Source organism: Microbacterium sp. Marseille-Q6648 (assembly GCF_943181415.1).
In the GTDB taxonomy this organism is placed as follows: Bacteria; Actinomycetota; Actinomycetes; order Actinomycetales; family Microbacteriaceae; genus Microbacterium.
Map to the genome: position 1 here is coordinate 574,429 of NZ_CALPBZ010000001.1, position 15,653 is coordinate 590,081.

15 protein-coding genes and 1 pseudogene are annotated in these 15,653 nt (G+C 66.5%); 13 read left to right on the forward strand and 3 right to left on the reverse strand.

Annotation, left to right across the window (positions count from 1 at the left end):
* Positions 1-116 precede the first annotated feature (116 nt).
* The 3 genes and pseudogenes from NFR93_RS02705 to NFR93_RS02710 form a co-directional block, all read right to left on the reverse strand.
* On the reverse strand, positions 117-1,088 hold the full coding sequence (locus tag NFR93_RS02705; RefSeq protein ID WP_251451445.1) for an IS481 family transposase: 972 nt from the start codon (positions 1,086-1,088) through the stop codon (positions 117-119).
* A gap of 175 nt (positions 1,089-1,263) precedes the next feature.
* Entirely contained in the window at positions 1,264-1,752 is a 489-nt protein-coding gene (locus NFR93_RS15960; protein ID WP_285814553.1) for an alpha/beta hydrolase family protein, read from the reverse strand.
* 36 nt (positions 1,753-1,788) lie between these two features.
* A pseudogene (locus tag NFR93_RS02710) lies at positions 1,789-2,966 on the reverse strand (IS3 family transposase).
* Positions 2,967-3,285: 319 nt separating this feature from the next.
* Here NFR93_RS02710 and NFR93_RS02715 point away from each other — a divergent pair.
* The 13 genes from NFR93_RS02715 (at position 3,286) to NFR93_RS02775 (ending at position 15,635) form a co-directional block, all read left to right on the forward strand.
* Positions 3,286-4,386, forward strand: coding sequence for an ArdC-like ssDNA-binding domain-containing protein (locus NFR93_RS02715; protein WP_251449802.1), 1,101 nt, complete (start codon positions 3,286-3,288; stop codon positions 4,384-4,386).
* Positions 4,386-5,273: a bifunctional DNA primase/polymerase gene (locus NFR93_RS02720; protein WP_251449804.1), complete on the forward strand. Its 888-nt coding sequence runs from the start codon at positions 4,386-4,388 to the stop codon at positions 5,271-5,273. The genes NFR93_RS02715 and NFR93_RS02720 overlap by 1 nt, the downstream gene beginning before the upstream one ends.
* Positions 5,270-5,926, forward strand: coding sequence for a DUF2637 domain-containing protein (locus tag NFR93_RS02725; protein ID WP_251449806.1), 657 nt, complete (start codon positions 5,270-5,272; stop codon positions 5,924-5,926). The genes NFR93_RS02720 and NFR93_RS02725 overlap by 4 nt, the downstream gene beginning before the upstream one ends.
* Before the next feature lie 424 nt (positions 5,927-6,350).
* A complete protein-coding gene (locus NFR93_RS02730; protein ID WP_251449808.1) occupies positions 6,351-7,250 on the forward strand; it encodes a hypothetical protein in 900 nt (299 codons plus the stop codon).
* A gap of 2 nt (positions 7,251-7,252) precedes the next feature.
* On the forward strand, positions 7,253-8,257 hold the full coding sequence (locus tag NFR93_RS02735; RefSeq protein WP_251449810.1) for a ParB N-terminal domain-containing protein: 1,005 nt from the start codon (positions 7,253-7,255) through the stop codon (positions 8,255-8,257).
* Positions 8,257-8,937: a hypothetical protein gene (locus NFR93_RS02740; protein ID WP_251449812.1), complete on the forward strand. Its 681-nt coding sequence runs from the start codon at positions 8,257-8,259 to the stop codon at positions 8,935-8,937. Before NFR93_RS02735 ends, NFR93_RS02740 begins: the two co-directional genes overlap by 1 nt.
* Positions 8,938-8,949: 12 nt before the next feature.
* Positions 8,950-10,119: a M23 family metallopeptidase gene (locus tag NFR93_RS02745; protein WP_251449814.1), complete on the forward strand. Its 1,170-nt coding sequence runs from the start codon at positions 8,950-8,952 to the stop codon at positions 10,117-10,119.
* Between the two features lie 10 nt (positions 10,120-10,129).
* On the forward strand, positions 10,130-10,396 hold the full coding sequence (locus NFR93_RS02750) for a DUF6112 family protein (RefSeq protein ID WP_251449815.1): 267 nt from the start codon (positions 10,130-10,132) through the stop codon (positions 10,394-10,396).
* A 98-nt stretch (positions 10,397-10,494) separates the two neighbouring features.
* Positions 10,495-10,764: a DUF6112 family protein gene (locus NFR93_RS02755; protein ID WP_028495551.1), complete on the forward strand. Its 270-nt coding sequence runs from the start codon at positions 10,495-10,497 to the stop codon at positions 10,762-10,764.
* A gap of 33 nt (positions 10,765-10,797) precedes the next feature.
* Positions 10,798-12,147: a conjugal transfer protein TrbL gene (locus tag NFR93_RS02760; protein ID WP_251449817.1), complete on the forward strand. Its 1,350-nt coding sequence runs from the start codon at positions 10,798-10,800 to the stop codon at positions 12,145-12,147.
* Positions 12,144-13,607 carry an SCO6880 family protein gene (locus NFR93_RS02765; protein ID WP_251449819.1) on the forward strand — a complete coding sequence of 488 codons (1,464 nt, stop codon included), beginning with the start codon at positions 12,144-12,146 and terminating at the stop codon, positions 13,605-13,607. The genes NFR93_RS02760 and NFR93_RS02765 overlap by 4 nt, the downstream gene beginning before the upstream one ends.
* 55 nt (positions 13,608-13,662) lie before the next feature.
* Positions 13,663-14,145 (forward strand): hypothetical protein, encoded by a 483-nt coding sequence (locus NFR93_RS02770; protein WP_251449821.1) that lies wholly within the window; start codon positions 13,663-13,665, stop codon positions 14,143-14,145.
* Positions 14,142-15,635, forward strand: coding sequence for a putative type IV secretion/conjugal transfer ATPase (locus NFR93_RS02775; protein WP_251449823.1), 1,494 nt, complete (start codon positions 14,142-14,144; stop codon positions 15,633-15,635). The genes NFR93_RS02770 and NFR93_RS02775 overlap by 4 nt, the downstream gene beginning before the upstream one ends.
* Positions 15,636-15,653: the final 18 nt, after the last annotated feature.

Here is a 15,653-nt window from a genome sequence, read left to right on the forward strand (position 1 = left end):
TCGCTGTTGGCGCGCGTTTGGCTCGCTGGACTAAGGACGCAGCGGATGACGACCGCAACAGTGACGTGGTACTCGGAAATCTCTCGCCGATTGCCCGCTCTAGTTGTACCCGGCAGTCAGGTTGGTGACACCCGGCTGAGTGGGGTGCCGCTGATGGCTGAGTGGTATCGCTGAGTGTTGTAGTGCTCGATCCAGGGCGCAAGTGCGGCGGCGCGTTGGTCGTTCGAGGTGAAGATCTGTCGGTATGCCCATTCGGTCTGCAGGGTGCGGTTGAGTCGTTCAACCTTGCCGTTCTGCCAGGGGCAGTGGGGGCGGATCAGCACGTGTTTGGCGCCGAGCGCGGTGAGCACGTCGCGGACATCGTTGGAGAGCCGGTAGCTGAAGTGGTTGTCGGTCATGACCCGCTCGATGCGAGTGATGCCACGATCTCGGAAGTATGCGGCGGCCCGCGCGAGGAACGCGGCGCAGGTCGCGCCCTTCTCGTCCGGGTGGATCTCGGAGTACGCCAGTCGGGAGTGATCATCGACGAGTGAGTGGACGTAGTCGAACCCGATCCGCGCCTTCTTGCGCGCGGCGGTGTCGCCGGCCGATCTGCCGTGCGCACGCCAGCCACCACCCTCAGGGATGCGGCCCAGCTTCTTCACGTCCATGTGGACCAACTCGCCCGGTCGGGCGCGTTCGTAGCGGACAGTGGTGGTCTTCGATGCGCGGATGACGACCCCGGTGAGCGGGTCGCACTCGACCAGACGCGGCACGTGATGCCGGCGCAAGATCGCGGTGATCGTGCGCGCAGGAACACCTGTCATCACGGCGAGGCGATCGGGGCCCTGCCGCAGCTGGCGACGCACCGTGACCACCCGCAACTCCACCTCGAGCGGCGTCCGGCGCGGCATGGAATGCGGACGCGAGGACCGGTCACCGAGGCCGGCGACACCCTCAGCCCGGAACCTGTTGACCCAGCGGTGCGCGCATTGACGCGACACCCCAAGCTCTTTGGCGACGTGAGAGACCGGACGATGCTGCACCAGCACCCGCTCGACGAGCAGAACTCGGCCACGGACATTCAGTCGGGCATTAGCGTGAGACACGAGACCTCCTGGCAGTGAAGAACTAGACAGCTCCACTAAGCCAGGAGGTCTCCTCATCTCACAAGAACGTCACCAACGTCCCTGCCGGGTACATCTAGTGCGCGCAGTGGACAAGCTAAGCCGTCTGCTACAGCCGCGGCGCGCGTAGTGCATTCGAATTACAGCTGGATGGGGCTCAGGAGCGGCTGGATAGCCAGGCGGCGACAGTGGATCGCCAGCGCTCTTGGCCGGAGTTCCACGTCATCGTGTGATCCGCATCGAAGATTTCGAGCTGAACGAGATCTGGGCGCAGTGCTGCAAGTTTGCGAGAGACGGCAGGGGGCGCCGAGTCGTCATGCGCTCCGTGGAGGATCAGAGTAGGGACTGCCAGCTCTCGCGCGCGTGCGATCCAGTCGAGATCCCCGAGAGAGATGGCGCCAGGCAAGCCGACTGCGCGTGCGAGCAAAGGCGACATGAGCCACGGGAGGGCGAGGAGCCCCGCCGCGGCAGGCAACCCGGCGCGAGCGCAGTTCGCCTTGATCGTCGCGACCCAGTCGAGAACGGGCGACTCAAGCACGAGCCCAGCGATCAGCCGCCCGTAACGCGGCCGCGCAGCGAGCTGGAGCGCGACCTGTGCTCCCATCGACCAGCCGAAAAGAAAGACGCGACGCGCGCCTTGATCGATGGCGGGCGTGAGGAACGAACTGGTGACAGTTTCGGTTTAGGCCGCGAGTGTGAGCGGCTCGGTTAGCTTGGCTTCGAACTCGATGGGCGTCAACCCGCCGAGGGTGTCCTGGGCTCGCTGGCGGTGATACTTCCGCTCGATCCAGACGACGATGGCGAGGCGAAGCTCCTGCCGCGTCGCCCACCGCTGCTGGTTGAGGACGTTCGTCTGCAACAGTGACCAGAAGCTCTCCATCGCCGCGTTGTCCCCGGCCGCGCCGACGCGCCCCATCGATCCGACCATGTCGTGACGGCGCAGCTCGCGGGCCATCGCCCTGCTCCGGAACTGGCTGCCCCTGTCCGCGTGCAGGATGCAGCCGGCCACCTCACCGCGGCGGGTGACGGCGTTGCGCACGGCATCGACGGCGAGCTTCGCTGTCATCCGATCCGAGATCGAGTAGCCGACGATCCGGTTCGAGAACACGTCCTTGATCGCGCAGCAGTAGAGCTTGCCTTCGCTCGTCCAATGTTCCGTGATGTCCGTGAGCCAGAGCCTGTTCGGCGCATTGGCACGGAATACCCGTTGCACGTGGTCGTCGAACACGGGAGGGCCGGCCTTCTTGCCCTTGCCCCGCCGGCGGCGTTGCGCGGACGAGAGGATCCCGGCCTGCGAGCACAGCTTCCACGCCGTCCGGCGACTCATCCGCCAGCCAGCCCGGCGCGCCTCGTCGGCCAGGTATCGGTAGCCGAACGTCGGGTCCTCGTGGTGCGCATCGTGCAGCGCATTGATCCGATAGGCGCGGAGCACATCCGCGTCCCGGATCGGGTCGCCTCTCCACCGGTAGTAGGGCTGGCGGGCGAGCTTAAGGACCCGGCACGACACCGACACGGGGATCCCCGCGTCGGCGAGCTCAGCAACGAGCGGGTATGTCATTTTGGGGAGCCACCGAGGCGCAGGTTCGCCTGCGACAGATACGCCGCCGCTCGCCTGAGGACCTCGTTCTCCTGCTCGAGCAACCGGATCCGCTTCTTCAACTCCCGCGCCTCCGCTGCGTCTGCAGCGGTCTGACCAGGACGGTTGCCGTATTCGACGTCGGCCTGACGGAGCCAGTTCTGCAACGTCGCTTCGCTGATGCCGAAGTCAGTGGCGATCTGCTTGATGGTGACGCCGCTCTCGCGGCTACGAGCGACCGCGACAACGTCCTCGCGGAACTCTCTGGGATAGGGACCAGGCATGATGACATCCTCCCCGCCAGCGCCTCCCGGCACTAACGATCAGTTGTCACCAATTCCTTCCTCACGCCCATGCCACACCAACTTTGAGCATGCTCAACCAGGAGGTACTCACCCAGCACTGATGATCGGAGTGGCCGGCACTCCACCCAGCCGCGCGAGGGCGCGCCCGAGTTTCATGGGGACGCCTGCTAGAGCCTCAACAGTTGTGCGACCGTCTCGGGTCGGTCGTTCGCGCGCTCGCCCGTCGGCTCCGGTGAGATCTCGCGTACCTCCCACAGGAAGCCGCTATGCCGGCTGTTCAGAAGGAGGTGCCCACACCATGACTCACCAATCCGCTGCCGTCGGTTCCACTGAGGCGAAGCTCGAACGGCTGCATGCTCAGCTGGCGGATGCCGTGGCCACGCTGGTGACGAGCGATGACTGGGTGCGAGCTCTTGAGTTCGCCGCGCGATTCCGCTCTCGTTCGTTCAACAACACCCTGCTGATCTGGATGCAACACCTCGCTGCGTTCGAGCAGGGCAGGGTGGCTGAGCCCGCACCAACGTACGTGGCGGGGTTCCGGCAGTGGCAGGCGCTCGGCAGGTCGGTCGACCGCGGACAGACCGGCTACATGATCTTCGCGCCGATCCTCGGGCGGTTTGCGTCCCAAACCCCACAGGTCGCCGAGTCATGGCGTCGTCTTGCGCCTCGCGAGAACCCGAGAGGTAATGACGAAGTGCGCACGCGAATGATCGGCGTGCGGCCTGCATACGTGTGGGATGCGTCGCAGACGAGCGGTGTCCCGATTCCCCACGCGCCGACTCCGCAGTTGCTCGCGGGCGAGGCGCCACAAGGCCTTTGGGACGGCCTGGCGTCCTTGGTACGCGGACACGGGTACACACTTCGCATTGTTGGGAGCGATCGCGATCTCGGCGGAGCCAACGGCATCACTGACTACATCACGCGGAGCGTTGCCGTTCGGGGCGACATAGACCCCGCGGCTCGGACGAAGACCTTGGCGCACGAGCTGGCGCACGTGATGCTGCACGGCCCCGACAACGCGGATGCCGAACTCCATCGCGGGATCGGGGAGGTCGAGGCGGAGTCCGTTGCCCTGATGATCGGAGCGGCCCACGGCCTCGACACATCGGGTTTCACCATCCCGTACGTGGCGACCTGGGCAGCATCCGTCGACGGAAAGACGCCGGTGGAAGTCGTGCAAACGGCTGGTGAGCGAGTCCGGACGGCAACGGTCACGATCCTCAAGGGATTGCCGACGGTGCAAATCGGCTCAGGCGATCCGCCCGGTCTGACGAGGGAAGCGGGTCACGGTGCACTTCGGTCAGGCCTTGCTGGTTCGCTGGAACGGTTCGATGATGTCCGATCTGCGAGGAGTCGGAACTCGTTCGTCCAATCCGTAGCCTCGGCCCGGGATCTGTGATGGACACCGTCGAGCTGTTCGCCGGAATGATTGGTCTCTCGCCGCGGGAAGGCGCCGCTCGATTTGCTGCGGCAGGAGTCCCGATCTTCCCCTGCCGGCCAGCGGAGAAGCGGCCGCTCACAGAGCACGGGTTCCACGACGCGACATCCGACGACCGCCAGATCGGCCGATGGTGGTCTCGATGGCCCGAAGCGAACATCGGAATGCCGACCGGGCGAGCTTCCGCCGTCGAGGTCGTAGACATCGATGTGCACGGGCGAGTGCGCGGTTTCGCTGCCTTCGAACTCGCTCGCCGGGAAGGTCTCGTGGATCGCTGGCAGGCGCTGGTGAAGACGGCATCCGGTGGGATGCACGCCTACTACCCCGCAGACCCTGATCGCGTTCAGGCATCGTGGCAGGCCGCCCGCGCCGGCATCGACTTCCGGGGTGAGGGCGGCTACGTGATCGTACCGCCGTCGCAAGTGCTGTTCGAAGGCAACAGATCGGCGTATGAGCTGATCGGCGCCGGACGCGGGGACGCCGTGTCTATCGACGGATCGGCGCTTCGACAGTTCCTTGACCCGAGGCCGGCCGCTGCTGCGATGCCCGCGCAGGCCCGCCGCGATGTCGACTCGGAGCGTCTCGCGGCGTGGCTGGCCGCACGTGCTGAGGGCGAGCGGAACCGCGCCCTTTACTGGGCCGCATGCCGGCTCGCCGAGAACGGCGTCACTGATCAGAGCGCGCGCAATGTGCTCGGACCGGCGGCGGAGCACGCGGGGCTGCATCAGGCCGAGATCCTGACGACCATTCGATCTGCGTACCGAACGGTGGTGGGGCCGACGCCACCCTTTCGCATCAGTAGTGGCAGCCCAGCATCCCGCTCGCTCAGCAGGCAGGTGATCTCGTGATCCTCGGCGCTACGGACCCGCGGTCAGGACGGATTGCCGTGTGGACCGCGGTTGTCGGCACAGTATTCATCGCTGTCGGTGCGTTCTGGTTGTCCTTCACTTCACTCACGGACCTCGCTCGCAGTTCCGGTATCGCGCCGACGCAGGCGTGGGCGTGGCCACTCATCGTGGACGGGATCATCGTCGTCGGAACCGTTGCCGTCGTAGCGCTCGCCGGAGAGCGGGGCGCATGGTATCCGTGGATGCTGCTCATGATCGGTGCGGCCGTATCGGTCGCCGCCAACTCGATCCACGCCCTTGTCGCGGCCGACGCCGACGTTCTTCCCGTTCTGGCGGCGTCTGTGGCCGCAGTGCCTCCGTTGGTGCTTCTCGCGATCACACACCTGACGGTCGTTCTCACCCAGCGATTCCGGTTTCAGGTCTCCTCCACAACCGAGTCGTCACCGGACCTATCCACAGAAGTCGTTCGACTTCGCCCGCTGCCCAATATTCCGGAGAAGGGTGCCCGCAGAGACGTTGCGGCGCTGATGCGTCAGCGCGGGATGTCGAACAAGGAGATCGCGAGCGCCACGGGAGTTCATCCGTCGACAGTCGGCCGATGGTTCGCGGGGGCGATCGGCACACCTGAGGTACAGAAGGGAGCTACGTCATGAACGAGTACGAGCGAGTCGATCAGTCTCGTCTGCCACTACGCCCTGGCACGTCGGAGCGGGAACGGGAACTCTCTGGCAAGCCGTCCCCCGAGGAGGTTTCCGAACTGGCGCGGCACGGCGATCCTTCACTCGCGAGGCAGCCACTATCCCCCTCCGGCGCTGAGCCGGTTCGAAGTGAGGTCGTCTGGATGCGACCTACGGAACTCGTTCCCGCCGTCACGGGGCGCGTCGCGGGGCAGGGAATCGACCTCGAGTCCTCGCTCGCGCGGCGAGCGCGCACCATCCCGACGCAGGGAGTCGCAGCAACTCGCCGAGCAATCCGTGAACGGGCGCTTCGCCTCCCGCCGGTCGGGGCGTTTGGGAACGGTCGCGCTCTTCACGGATCGGTCCGCCGATCTGGAATCGGTCGGTAGCGAGGTTTGCCATGTCGAACCAGGGTTTCCCGTCAGCTGGCGCAGCGTCGGCGCGCTCGACGCGGACGAACGACTCGTCGGAGTCAGCGAGCAAGCCCGCTGCGTTCGAGAGCTCGGAGGGTCTGCGTGAGCTGCTCGAACGTCTGGCCGCGCAAGATCACGGTGCCTGGCGCCGCGACGCCGAGGCGGCAGCCCTCATGGGGCACGTGGTTCGGCGATACGCCAAGCTCGCTCGCAAGCACGGGCTTGATCCATGGGATGCTGCCGCAGCGGCGTTCGATGCGATGCGCTCTGCGTCCGTGCGCAATGCCGACGATCCGTGGGCGGTAGTCACGCGGGCGGTGCAGGTGACGCTGATCGCTGAGGAACGCGCGAACGGACTGCTGTGCTCCGTCTACCAGGCGCGCCGGCCGGAGTTCTCGTCGTTCCATGACCCCGAGCGATTCAGCGACCGGGAGAACCCCCTGAGCGACTATCACCCGGCACTTCGTGTGCAGTCGATCGGGGACGTGCCCGATGATGGCCACACATCTGACGGCGCCGGGATAGGTGATGCAGTCGAGAATGCGATCGCCTTCATGACCCTGCTCGGCTGGCCGCGCACGCCGGCGCGCACGGCGATGGAGTACATCTGCGCACGGCTCAGCGAGGTCCCTTCGCGTGCGACGGCCTGGGAATCGCTCCGGCGCGACGTTCACGGAAGAACCCTCCTCGATCTGTCGTCCGCGTCGTGGAATGGATTGCTCCGCGCCGTCCTCGGTAACCCGGAACCGGAGGTCGCACGGACGACAGCTGGCCGCGGCATCCTGCTTCGCCTGCTGATCGGCGAACCGCTGCGTTCTCTCCTGACGGATGATGACCTCGTCCTCGCGGTCAGTCTCGCCGCACCCGCCGAGCGGTCGAGGCGGTGACCGTGGGAACCAACACCGGCCACATCGAGCTCGAACGATCGATCGAATCGATCGTCGTCGGGAAGCGACACCGCACCGAATACGGGGACATCGACGAGCTCGCCGACTCGATCACCCGCGACGGCCTGCTGCAGCCGGTCACCGTGACCCCGGAAGGCGTCTTGGTGTGTGGCGCTCGTCGGCTCGAAGCGTTGAAGCGGCTGGGCGAGAAGACGATCAAGGTGTGGGTGCGGTCTGGCATCTCGGATCGGCTCGCCGAGCTGTTGGCAGAGCAGGCCGAGAACCTCCTGCACAAGCCGCTCACACCGACAGAGGCGGCAGCCCTGTACACCGAACTGAAGGATCACATCGCCGACGACGCGACTCGCCGTCAGGCCGCGACCCGCTTCGGCCGTCCCGATGCTCGGCATGGAAGTGACGGTGGTGCCACCGTGGCACCACCGCAGTTCAGGTCAGGCAAGAGTCGCACGCAGGCAGCCCAAATGGTCACCGGCAAGGCGTCGTACACCACGCTGGAGCGCATCGCCGAACTGCAGCGCGTTGTCGCTGACCCTGGCGCTGACCCTGCGCTGAAGGAGAAGGCGAGCGAAGAGCTGCGGCTCATCGACGAGGGAGGAAGTGTCGCCGCGTCGCACGCGCGAATCCGGCAACTCCTTGAGCCGGAACCGCCACAACAATTCGAGGACTTCGAAGCGCCCGAAGACTTCGAGCCGCCTGACGAACTCGAGCAATTGGCGAGCGCGGCGCTTGCGAGAGTCAAGCAAGCCAAGCGGAATCGGCGCACGACCCGGTCCCGCGCCGTCGCGACGCATGTCTTTCCCGTCCGGGCGTTCGTGCGTGTGTGGGAGGACCTCGACCTCTGGTGGACGCACTTCGATGTCGCAGCTGTGGCCTCCGAACTGACTGACGAGCAACTCGAGCAGTTCGAGTCGACTCTCGCGTCCACCGTGGAGTTCTTCTCGACGCTCCGCAGCGCGAGGGTGCAACTGAGGCGGGAGATCGCGTAATGGTCGCCACGCTGCGGCCCCGGCGCCGCCTCGTACTTTTCCTCTCAATCGGATTCGGTGTGTTGGCCGCGCTCGTCGGCGTAGGGCTGTACGGCTTGGCCCTAGCGCCGACGCCAAGCACGCCGACGATTGCTGTCGATCCGGCAGCGCCGGCTACCCCACCCGGTGAGCCCGAACCGAGCGCCTCGAGCGCAGAGCTTCCGCCGATCCGCTCGACATCGGATGCCGAGTCCTTCGCGCGCGACGCTGCCTCCGCGCTCATCAATTGGGACACCGCCACCGACTTCGATCCGGTCGACTACGCACAGGTGATCGTCGATGCAGGCGATCCCTCTGGAGCTGAGACCGCCGGCCTTGCCTCCGATGTACGCATCTACCTGCCGACGCCGGAAGCCTGGATGACGCTGCGCAGCTACGGCACGCGCCAGTGGCTCACCATCGATGAAGCGTTCGTGCCGGCATCCTGGAACGACGCGATCGATCAAGCGACGCCTGGCCAAATCCTCCCCGGAACCATCGCGTACACGATCACGGGAACACGCCACCGCGCGGGCATCGTAGGGACCCAGGCGCAGGAGACCTCTCGACCAATCGCATTCACCCTCTTCATCGCCTGCGAGCCGAGTTTCGACGAATGCCGCCTGCTCCGGCTGTCCGAGGTCGACAACCCGCTCCGCTGACGGGCGCCGAACATGAAGAAGCTCGTGATCGTCCTCGCGGTCGTTCTGTTCACGCTGCCGCTCGCCGGCTTGATCGCGCTCCCCCTCGTCCTCTCCCCCGCCGCGCTCGCTGCCTGCCAGGCATCCGGCCAGCTCGTGGTCACCGAGGTCCCGGAGAACTTGACTGCAACACGGAGCGACGGGGTGCCGGTAACCCTCGGGCACACACAACTCACTCGTGCCGCGACGATCATCACGGTAGGCAGCGGTATTGAAGGTGTCGGGCGCCAGGGGGTGGTGATCGGGCTGATGGCTGCGCTCACCGAGTCGACCCTGCGGATGCTGGCGAACCCCGCCCATCCCGCGTCGCTCAGCATGCCCAACGACGGCGTCGGAAGCGACCACGACTCACTCGGCCTGTTTCAGATGCGCCCGACCTCTGGTTGGGGCACCGTCGACGAGCTCATGGATCCGGACTACCAGGTGCGCGCATTCTTCGGCGGAGCAGACGGACCCAACTTCCCCTCCCCTGCGGGGCTCCTCGACATCCCGGGTTGGCAGTCAGCTGATCCCGGCTCGGCTGCGCAAGCTGTCGAGCGCTCAGCTTTCCCCGACCGCTACCAGCGGTATCAGCCCGTCGCGGAAGCCATCCTCGTCGCGCTGACCCGGCCGCCCTCATCGTCGCCCGGAGGGGGCACATCTCTCGATTCCGTCCCTGAGACGACCCGCATCGTCTTTCCCCTCCCGAGCGACACGTGGGTGCGGGCAAGCGGCTACGGCGGGCGCACTGACCCAATGACCGGTCGACCCGCATTCCATGCAGGAACCGACTTCTCTGCGGCAGACGGCACGCCTATCTTCGCGATCGCAGACGGGATCGTCAGCTGGGCTGGGCCGTATGGGGGCTACGGACAGCTGATCGTCATCGAGCACACGGTCAGGGGAGAGCGGGTGGCGTCGGCGTACGCGCACATGTGGCCAACGGGTGTCCACGTGACGGTCGGCGAGCGCGTCACCGCCGGCGCACACATCGGTGACGTCGGGTCATCCGGCAAGTCCACGGGATCGCACCTGCACTTCGAGATCCGTCCCGGCGGTGCGTTCGAACCGGCTACAGACGCAGACCCGTGGCTCGCCGAGCACGGGGCGGAAGGATTGGACGCCGCTACCGCTGGCAGGACAGCGTGCGCGTCGGGCGCATGAGGTGAGCGAAATGGACATCTTCCCGGACTTCGGAGCGGTTGGAGGAGCGGGTGACCTCCGCGCGATCGTCGGCGCGCTCCTCATGTACGTCCTGATCTTCGGGGTACTCGCGATCCTCATCTGCGCCGCCACATGGGCGATCGCGTCTACGAGCGGGAACTACCAGTCGGCCATGCGAGCCCGTACCGGCCTCCTTGTTGCCGTCGGCGCAGCGGCACTTGCCGGCGCGGCGGTCGCCTGGATGAACTTCCTCATTGGGGTCGGGCAACAGCTCTAGCCAGAGTGCGTGCACGGACTGGGCGAGTCGACGGATCTCGGGGACGCCGCACGCACCTTGTACGCAGGTTCGTTTCTGCGCAGACAAGGAGCACGACCGTGATTGACATTGTTCCCAACGGGTCGGGACTTCCCGGCATCGAGCAACTCCGCGTCATCGTCGGCGCAGTGATGACAGTCGGGCTCATTCTCGCCGTTCTCGCCCTCATCATTGCCGCTGTCGCGTGGGGGTATGGAGCCAACTCATCGAACCCCCATCTCGCCTCACGGGGCAAGCTCGGCGTCCTAGTAGCGTGCGGCGCGGCACTCATCTGCGGGGCGTCGGTCACGCTCGTGAACTTCTTCTGGGGTGTCGGCCAGTCCGTCTGAGCAAGACGCGGCCGATTGAGAGGAACGACGCGAGTGGGCGGGGTCTGCGATATCCCGGCGATCGCCGAGGTATGCCAGACCGTCGGGTCGGGTGTCACTTCGCTCGTTGCCGCGCCCTTCGATTGGCTCGCCCATACGCTCGCCGCAGCCGCCGCGTGGTTCTTCGAAGCCGTCTGGGCGGTGTTCGACACGACCACCCTCGTCGACGTCACCGGTGACCAGTACACCCAGGTGTACAACCTGCTCTTCGGCGTCGCGCTGTTCGTCATGCTCGTGTTCTTCTGCCTGCAACTGATCACCGGATTGGCGCATCGCGATCCAACCGCGCTCTCCCGGGCTGCTGTGGGGCTCGGCAAGTCCGTGCTCGGATCGTTCGTCGCGATCGCCCTGACGGGGACGCTGCTGGAGGTCACGGATCAGTTGGCCATCGGGATCGTCCGGGCAACCGGAAACACGATGGAGGGAATGGGCGACAGAATCGCCCTGATGGCCGCCGGGCTGGTCGCGATCAACATCGCGAGCCCCGGCGTCGGCGCGATCATGACGATCTTCCTCGCAGGGCTCGCGATCGCAGCCACCGCGATTGTGTGGTTCTCGCTCCTCATCCGCAAAGCCCTGCTCCTCGTGGCGATCGTGTTCGCGCCCATCGCACTGGCCGGATTCTCCTGGGATGCTACCCGCGGCTGGTTCGGCAAGTGGGTGGCGTTCGTTGTGGCCCTCGTGTTCTCCAAGCTCGTGCTTGTCGTCCTCTTCCTCGTCGCGATCAACCAGACCGCGGCGCCGATCGACCTTGATCTCGCCTCCATCAGCGATCCTGTGGCCGGAGTTGTACTGATGCTCGTCGCAGCCTTCGCGCCATACATGACCTACAAGTTCATCTCGTTCGTCGGCGTCGATATGTACCACGCGATGTCGACCGAACAGGAGGCTAAGGGAGCGCTTAATCGGCCCGTCCCGGTGCCGGTTAGCCCCGCGAGTGCGAAGTCGGCGAAGTCGATCCTCGACGGAGGTGGCACCTCGAGCGAGTCGGCGCGCCCGGTGGCGACGAGCGCCGCTGCCAACACCGCTGGATCTGGTGCCAGCGCGGGTGCGTCTGGTGCAGCAGCGTCCGGCGCAGGAACTTCAGGCGCTGCGGCGGCCGCCGGCCCGGCCGCCGCAGTCATCGTCGGCGGTCAGGTGGTCGGCAAGGCAGCCTCCGCCGGACCCAAGCTCGGCAACGCCACCGGATCAGCAGCCATGGGACATACCGAGGGCGCCACTCCGACAGACATACCACCGTCACCGACGACCTCCCCGGCGGCCGGGCAACCGATCCCACAGCCGCGCACACCGACTCCGCACCCGCGGCCGATCCCCACTCCGCCCGAAAGGACGACAGCATGACAGCGAACAACCCCCCGCGCTCGAACCAGCTGCACCCGGTTCAGTTCTCCCGTCTGTCCAAGCGAGGCGTGATGCTCGGCCTCTCCCTGACACAGCTCGTGACACTCGCCATCGGGCTAGTCGCGTTCACCAGTGCGGTGTACCTGGGCGGCGGCATCCTCTTCGGCCTCACCTCACCGATCTGGGTGACGAGCGTCGCTCTTGCCTTCGTCCCCGTGGGTGGTCGGAAGCTCATTGAATGGGTGCCGATCTCAACGCGCTGGGTGTGGCGAAGCGTCGGCGGCCAGCTGCGATTCCGCGCGGACTTGGTCAAGCCGCGCCCCGCGGGCACGCTCGCACTCCCTGGCGACGCCGCCGCGCTCCGAGAGTGGGTCGACCCCGAGACGGGCGCCGCCATGATCCAAGATCCTCACGCTCAGACCCTGACGGCGATCGCTGGCATCACCCATCCGGCTTTCGTTCTTCTCGACAGCGGCGAACAGGAGCGTCGGGTGGCCGGCTGGGGGCGAGTGCTCGCGACGGTCTGCCGGTCGGGCCGCATCGCGCGCGTGCAGATCTCCGAGCGCACAGTGCCCAGCTCCGGAAGCGGGCTCGCCGAATGGTGGGCCCGGCATGGCGTCGACGATGACTCTTGGCCCGCGGTCACGTACAAGGAGCTCATTGAGCGCGCCGGCCCTGCCGGCGAACGGCATGAGACAACAATCGCCCTCGCGCTCGACATGCGCGCGGCGGCCCGCCAGATCCGCGTCGCCGGGGGTGGCATGAAGGGGGCCGCGAGCGTGCTGCGTCAGGAGATGACGACGTTCGTGGCAGCACTGCGGGCAGCCGACCTAACGCCCACAGGATGGCTGAGCCCAGGCGAGGTCGCGGTCGTGCTGCGCTCCGCATACGATCCCGCAGTCGCTCCCGCGCTCGAGAGACACGGGGACATCGGTCGATGTCTCGCAACGGCCGGCCCCATCGCAGTTTCCGAAACCTGGGACCGGCTGCGTACCGACTCGGCCCACCACGCGGTCCTCTGGATCTCGGAGTGGCCGAGGTCACAGGTGTACCCAGGCTTCCTCTCCCCCTTGCTGCTGACCTCGGGTATCCAACGCACATTCACTCTGACCTGCACGCCGGTCCGTGCCGACCTCGCCGCGAGGGACATCAGGAGAAAGAAGGTGGGGCTTCTCTCGGATGCCGCGCAGCGGGCGAAAGTCGGGCAGATCGAGGATGCCGCGCGCACCGCCGAATACAACGACGTCGTGCAGCAAGAGTCAGACCTCACGGCTGGTCACGGCGTGCTGCGTTTCACCGGGCTCGTGGCAGTGTCGGCGCCGAGCGTCGACGAGCTCGATGCCGCAGTCGCGGCGATCGAGCAGGCCGCCGTGCAAGCTGCCTGCGAAACACGGAGGCTCGTGGGTCAGCAGGCGCAAGCGTTCACCGTCGCCGCGCTACCCCTGTGCCGGCCCGTATGACGCGCGGGGACACCTCGCGCACCTGACTGACGACTTCTGTTGCAAGGGACACGCAATGCCTACATTTCAGGATCCTGTCGTCGACGGCGAGGAAGCGTGTCACGCACTGCGCGCTCTCGCGCACGCCACGCGCACGTTCGATGACCCAGCACAGACGTACGAGGTCGTCGGGGACTTGCTGGGCGGCCTGAGGTCGCTCGAACAGGTACTCGATCAGCTCGCGTTCGCGCACACCAGCTCGGACGCGATCGCCCGAACTGACGACGGCGATCATTGGGCCGGGGTGGAGGAAGCCCATGCAGCCGCCCTCGCGCTGCGCCGTGCGTCGACCCTTGTCGCTCGGGCCGGCCTGGCCCTGGATCGGGCATCTCAGCACTCCGGCCGAATTGCATGGGGATCCTCCGCCGCCGCCGCGCCGCCGGTCTCGGAATCGCTCGCGCCCCGCGTCAATCCGAACGACTCGTTTCAGCGCCCTGGACGCTTCACCCTCCAGGGGTCTGGTGCGAAAGTTCACCGCCGCAACGGGATGTCGCTGTGAACGCGCAGGGGGGCGAGCGTATACACACCACAACGCTCGTGGACCCGGCAGGCGAACGCAGGAAGGAGCGTCGCGCCCGACGCAAGGCATTCCAGCGTCTCAGTGCCGCCACTCGCGCTGCCACCACCGCATCCGACCGTGCCGAGGCCGAAGCACAGCGCGCGGATCTACGCGCGACCGCCTACCTGCCCGCGTCCGGCGAGTCGCGCCCCACGGCGCTCCGAACCCCCGGCCGCCTGCGGATACCGCGCCACCAGGACACCAGTGCGACGCTCGCCGGAGCCTACCCATTCCTCGCCGAAGGCGGACTCGGCTCGCAGGGCGTCTTCGTCGGCCAGGACCTCTACTCGGGTGCATCGTTCGTCTACGACCCGTGGGTGCTTTACTCACGCGGGATGATCACCGCGCCGAACATCGTCCTGGCAGGGATCGTGGGCTCCGGTAAGTCATCGCTCGTGAAGAGCCTCTACACGCGCTCGATCCCCTTCGGCCGCCGCGTCTACGTACCCGGCGACCCGAAGGGCGAACACACTGCCGTCGCCGAAGCGGTCGGTGGGCAGGCAATCGTGCTCGGGCACGGCATGGCGAACCGACTCAATCCGCTCGACGAAGGACATCGCCCATCCGGCGTTTCCGACGAGAGCTGGGCTGGTCAGGTCGCCTCTCGTCGCCGCGACCTCATCGGCGCCCTGACCGAGACCGTGCTCGAACGACCACTGAGCCCACTGGAGCACACTGCGATCGACCTCGCTCTCGCGGACACTGTCCGCTCATGTGAGACCCCGATTCTGCCGATGGTCGTGGAACGCATCCTCTCCCCGGACGTATCCCAGCGAGCCGACCGCCGCCTCGTCGAGGACGGCAGGGTCGTTGGGCACGCACTCCGTCGGCTGGTCGCCGGAGATCTCGCCGGACTGTTCGACGGTCCCAGCACCGTCACCTTCGACCCGAGCCTGCCGATGATCTCGCTCGACCTGTCGCGCGTTGCCGAGAATACGACGCTCGTCTCTGTCCTCATGACGTGCTCCTCCGCCTGGATGGAGTCCGCCCTCCTAGACCCTCACGGTGGGCAGCGCTGGGTCATCTACGACGAAGCCTGGCGCCTCATGTCGCATCCCGCCCTCCTGCGACGCATGGATGCGCAGTGGCGGCTCGCGCGCCACTACGGAATCGCGAACCTGCTCGTCTTCCACAAGCTCTCCGACCTGGACAACGTCGGCGACCAGGGTTCCGCCATGCGTGCGATCGCATCGTCGCTCCTCGCCAACGCGGAGACCCGAATCATCTACCGGCAGGAATCGGACCAACTCGGAGCGACTGCGACCGCGCTCGGCCTCACGGGCACTGAGCAGAGCCTGCTGCCCGGCTTGGCAACTGGTCAAGGTCTCTGGCGGATTAAGGATCGTAGCTTTGTGGTTCAGCACCAACTGCATCCCGCCGAGCTTGCAGCATTCGACACGACGAGCCGGATGACGGAGGGCGTGAAATGACGACAGCGCACGCAATAC